The 3,664-nt window shown below is 63.3% G+C and carries 3 protein-coding genes; 2 read left to right on the top strand and 1 reads right to left on the bottom strand.

The window, feature by feature from the left end:
- Positions 1 to 1,513, top strand: a 1,513-nt coding sequence (locus K1X71_21115; protein ID MBX7075650.1) for an SUMF1/EgtB/PvdO family nonheme iron enzyme, incomplete at its 5' end; no start/stop codon positions are given.
- A 110-nt stretch (positions 1,514 to 1,623) separates the two neighbouring features.
- Positions 1,624 to 2,958: an IS1380 family transposase gene (locus tag K1X71_21110; GenBank protein MBX7075649.1), complete on the top strand. Its 1,335-nt coding sequence runs from the start codon at positions 1,624 to 1,626 to the stop codon at positions 2,956 to 2,958.
- Positions 2,959 to 3,050: 92 nt separating this feature from the next.
- On the opposite strand, the gene K1X71_21105 is transcribed toward K1X71_21110, so the two are convergent.
- Entirely contained in the window at positions 3,051 to 3,242 is a 192-nt protein-coding gene (locus tag K1X71_21105; protein ID MBX7075648.1) for a hypothetical protein, read from the bottom strand.
- Positions 3,243 to 3,664 lie beyond the last annotated feature (422 nt).

Here is a 3,664-nt window from a genome sequence, read left to right as displayed (position 1 = left end):
CTACAAGATGGTCAATACGTCGATCGAGCGCCACGTTGCGGCCTTGCGAAAGGCGGGCGAAGGCGCCATTAGTTTCTTCTACTATTCGGGGCACGGCGCGGCCAACTCGGAGACGAAGACCAATTACCTGATCCCCGTCGACGTTCCAACGGCGGATGATGATGAGTTGTGGACCAACTCGTTGAAACTTGACAACATCATCTCAAATTTGCGAACCCAGGCCCCCGCGGCCACGCATTACATCATTTTTGACGCCTGCCGCAACGAGCTCAAACTCACGGGGAAGGGCAAGAAGGCGCTGGCCGACAAAGGTTTTGTGCCCGTGGCAGTGCCCTACACGCCGGGTGTTCTGGTCGCCTACGCGACGGCCCCAGGGCATACCGCCGCCGATTCTGGAGCTTACGCCAGAGCTCTGGCTCAAGAAATCATCAACCCCGGGGTCGACTCCATGCTGGTGTTCATCAACGTATCGAGGCGCGTTCGGCGCGAAATTGGGCAAGACCCATTCGTTTCTGCTTCGACCATGCCGGAGATCTATTTCGCAGGGCAATTGGCGGGCGTGTCACGAAATGCTGAGGCCGCCGCAGCGTGGGCTGGGATCGAGCACTCGACCGATCTAAAGCTCCTGGATGCTTTCAATGAGCGCTTTGGCGACACTCTTTTTGGTGATGTCGGCAAGCGACGCCTGGCCGAGTTGAAACAGGAAGCAGAATTGGCTGCCGCCGCGCGGGCCGCGCAGCAATGGGTGGCGATGCGGGAGCGCATTGCAGAAGAGCTGAAGCGAGCCGAGGCTGCTACGCCCGGCCGTGTGTTTCGCGACTGCCAAGCATGTCCTGAGATGGTGGTCGTGCCCGGTGGCAGCTTCAGAATGGGCTCGAAAAGCGCCAACAGCGAGATGCCGTTGCACGAGGTGCGGGTCCATCGCCCGTTTGCAGTCGGCAAATTCGAGGTGACGTTCGACGATTGGCTGGGGTGCGTAAATGGTGGGGGATGCCTCGCGAATCGATGGCCGAGCGATCAAGGATGGGGGCGGGGTGCCCGCCCCGTCGTCAACGTGTCATGGATCGACGCCAAGGAATACGTCGCTTGGCTGTCGACGACGACAGGGCAGGAGTATCGACTGCTGACCGAGGCCGAGTGGGAATTCGCCGCCCGCGCCGGCACGTCCGGCGACGAGGTCAGCGAGGGAAAAGCCAACTGCGACGGTTGCGGCAGCTCTTGGGACAACAGGCAGACTGCACCGGCTGGTTCCTTTGCAGCGAACGCCTGGGGGCTTTACGACATGCATGGCAATGTCTGGGAATGGTGCGAAGACACTTGGCACTCTAACTACGAAGGGGCTCCGAATGACGGATCGAGCTGGCAAGGTGGCGACGTGTCGCGTCGCATCATTCGCGGCGGTTCCTGGGTCAACGGTATCCGCAGTCTTCGCCCAGCCAATCGCTATTGGGAGTATCCGTACATTCGACACAGCATCATAGGCTTTCGAGTTGCTAGCCCGCTTTATTCATGAGGCTGTGTGGTAGGGGATGATGGGCGGCGACGAAGCCGTTGGTTTGACGTAGCATTCTGGTGTCGAAGCAGCGTGCGCGTCGCCCAGAGCCCGAACACCGGCCCATCGCCATGTACGCTACGCCATATCTGCCCGGTCTGTCCCCAGTCGAGGGCAAGTCGCTCACAGCCACCTTCGATGCCGGCCGCCTATCGTCGGATGGTGGGCTGATCGTGCTGCGCGAGATCGCCACCCGACTTGGCCTCGCCGAGACGATCACCGCGCCATTGGCTGACGATCGCGATCCGTCCCGCGTCCGTCACAGCTATGCCGAGATGGCGACGGCGCGGATGCTCATGATCGCCGCTGGCTACGAGGACTGCGACGACGTCGATGCTCTGCGCACCGATCCGGCGCTGAAGATCGCGGTCGGCCGCGCTCCAGAGACCGGCGCCGACCTGATGAGCCAGCCGACGCTGTCGCGGCTCGAGAACCTCGCCGACTGGCGCGCGCTGGCCCGCATTGGCCTCGGCCAGATCGATCTCTACTGCCGCAGCTTTGCCCGCCCGCCAGCGCGCATCGTGCTCGACATCGACGACACCGACGATCCCGTGCACGGCCAGCAGGAGTTGGCGTTGTTCAACGCCCACTACGACTGCACCTGCTTTCAGCCGATCCTGATTTTCGACGGTCTCTCGGGCAAGCCCGTGCTGTCGCTACTCCGCCCCGGCAAACGGCCCTCGGGCGAGGAGGTGGCCAAGGTGCTGCGCCACGTCATTCGCCGCATCCGCAGGCACTGGCCGCGCGTTGCCATTCTGGTGCGCGGCGACAGCCATTACTGCAGCGAGCCCGCGCTCAAGCGGCTGGAAGCCATGCGCTGCGACTACATCATCGGCTTTGCCATCAACTCCAGGCTCATCGAGATCGCCGCGCCGTGGCGCGTCCAGTGCGACATGCGCCGCTCGCCACGCACGCCGACCGTGCGCCGATTCCACCAGCTCCCCTATCGGGCCCGCGAGTGGAGCCGATCGCGCAAGCTCGTGGCCCGCGTCGAGGCGACCGCACTCGGCACCGACGTGCGCTTCATCGTCACCAGCCTCGAAGGACGCGGCAAGACGCTCTACGAGAGGGTGTTCTGCGCGCGCGGCAACGCCGAGAACCTGATCAAGGACATGAAGCGCTTCACGCGCTCCGACAAGACGGCGTGCTCGCGCTGGCAGGCCAACCAGTTCCGCCTGTTCCTGCACGTGGGCGCCTACTGGCTGCTGCATTCATTGCGGCAGGCAGCGCCGAAGCGGTCGCGCTGGCGCGGCGCCACGTTCGAGACCATCCGGCGCACGTTCGTGAAGGTCGCCGTGCGCGTCGAGGAGTTGAAGGGCAAGATCCGGCTGGCTTTCCCGGCGAGCTTTCCGCAGGCCACGATGCTGACCGCCATGACCGGCGCGATCACACGCGGCGGCCCGTAGTCGGCGCGGCCGTCGCCGCTGTAGCCACGATCGCCAACCCCGAACGCGTCCAAAACGTCCCGCAATCCACCGCCGTCAATCCGGCAGCCCCTTCACGCCGCACCGATCGCACCAGCGCGCTCACGAATAAAAGGGGCTAGTGCCACGGCTTGGTTAAGGGCTTTGCCGCCCGGCGTCAGCCTAGCCGCTGTGGCCAACACGGTTTCGCCCGCCTCTGGAAGGCGGGGCGCCGTCAAAGTCAGGTCCCAGAGCGCGCTGCCGACAACGGCACCAATCTTGGACACGAGCTACTCCCTGACGCGTCATATGGATAGGTTGCAGGTGCGTTAACTTTGAACAGGGGCATATTCTGACAGTGCAAATAAGCTTCACTCGATGGGATCACGATTAGATCGGGCGGCCGGATCGTCGCCGTGAACTCATGCAGGTCCACGCGAACTCCTTCGCTCCACTAGCGGTCCATGCCACCCTGCACTTGAAATGTCGCTCTCACCACAACCGAACTCAGAATCGCTGGGCAAGCTCCGGTTCGGCTCTTATCGGGTTTGGGCAGGCCGCTCTCCTCACGCCGCCACGACTTTCCGCTATCGTAACCAGGACCCGACGGACAGCAAGGCCGGCATTGGCGTGCAAGCCATGCCCGCCCCTAGCCCGTTGCCTCCTTGCACCTCCACAGTAGCGATCACCATAATCGGACCCACGCCGA

The organism is Pirellulales bacterium, from assembly GCA_019694455.1.
GTDB lineage: Bacteria > Planctomycetota > Planctomycetia > Pirellulales > JAEUIK01 > JAIBBY01.
The sequence above is the reverse complement of the archived record's forward strand: the minus strand, read 5'-3'. Positions and strand labels throughout refer to the sequence as shown.

Bases quoted from the DNA above. Each gene is read 5' to 3' on its own strand.
- K1X71_21110 (MBX7075649.1), top strand. From the start codon at position 1,624: ATGTACGCTACGCCATATCTGCCCGGTCTGTCCCCAGTCGAGGGCAAG.